Origin of the sequence: Streptomyces sp. NPDC047028 (genome assembly GCF_040644095.1) — a bacterium.
Taxonomy (GTDB): Bacteria; Actinomycetota; Actinomycetes; order Streptomycetales; family Streptomycetaceae; genus Streptomyces.
The window spans coordinates 1-1,266 of sequence record NZ_JBEYVS010000132.1 but is presented as its reverse complement, the minus strand read 5'-3'; the positions used below and the strand labels follow the sequence as shown (position 1 = coordinate 1,266).

Annotated in this window: 1 pseudogene; it reads left to right on the top strand. The window is 65.2% G+C overall.

The features are described from left to right. Nucleotides 1-70: 70 nt before the first annotated feature. Nucleotides 71-1,230, top strand: a pseudogene (locus ABZ854_RS37270) (IS3 family transposase). Nucleotides 1,231-1,266: the final 36 nt, after the last annotated feature.

Sequence of the window (1,266 nt, the reverse complement as noted above, 5' to 3'; positions counted from 1 at the left end):
TGACCTGCCCCACCTCCCAGGTTCCAGTTCTGGTGGCTAACTGACAGCCCTTCACGGAAGGCTGGCAGTCATGCCTCGTCCCTATCCTCCGGAGTTCCGGGCGCGTGCCATCGCGCTGGTCCGCGCCGGCAAGCAGGCCAGACAGACGGCGGTGGAGCTCGGTATCCATCCCGTCACGTTGTCGAAGTGGTTGCGGCAGGACGACGTCGACAATGGGCGGCGACCGGGAACGCCGTCGAGCGAGTCTGCTGAGTTGCGGGCCGCTCGCCGGCGGATCCATGAGCTGGAAACCGAGCTGGCGATCGTCCGGCAGACGGCGAAGTTCCTTGGCGAGGACAAGCCGGCCCCAAAAGGCTCTACCCGGTGATCGACCGACTCGTCGATGCCGGGGCACCGGTCAACAGGTGCTGCCGGATCCTTGGCATCGCCCGGCAGAACTACTACAAGCACAAGCGCACACCGACCACGCCACGGCAGCTACGGCGGGACTGGCTGACCGGACTGATCCGAGAGGTTCACGTTGCTTCCCGCGGAACCTACGGCTACCGCCGCATCCACGCCGAGCTCACCCTGGGCATGGGCATCCGGGTCTGCACCAGGACCGTGTCGGTGCTGATGACACAGGCCGGGATCCACGGCCTGCCTGGACCGGTACGCATCAAGCGGTTGCGTGGCATCGTCACCGCTGAGGACCTCGTCAATCGCAAGTTCCATCGGTTGCGTCCCGACGAGCTGTGGGTCACCGACATCACGCAGCACCGCACCAGGGAAGGGTGGGTCTACTGCGCGGCGGTCCTGGATGCGTTCAGCCGCAAGATCGTGGGCTGGTCCATCGACTCACGGCAGGACTCCACCCTCGTGGTCAACGCGCTGGACATGGCCATCCGCAACCGCCGCCCCGAGCCGGGCGGGATCGTTCACGCCGATCACGGCACCCAGTTCACCTCCTGGGTCTTCGGGGAACGGATCCGCTCCGCCGGCCTCCTGCCGTCGTTCGGCACCGTGGGGGACGGCCTGGACAACGCGATGATGGAGTCGTTCTGGTCCTCGATGCAGATCGAGCTGCTCAACCGCAAGCGCTGGAAGACCCGGGTCGAACTGGCCAACGCGATCTTCGAGTTCATCGAGATCTTCTACAACCGCCAGAGACGACATTCAGCACTGGGCTACCGCACTCCCGTCGAGTACGAACTACTCTCCGCACAAGACACCATCCACGCTGCCAGTTAGCCACCGCAGCTGGAACCCAAACCGTGGGGCAGGTCA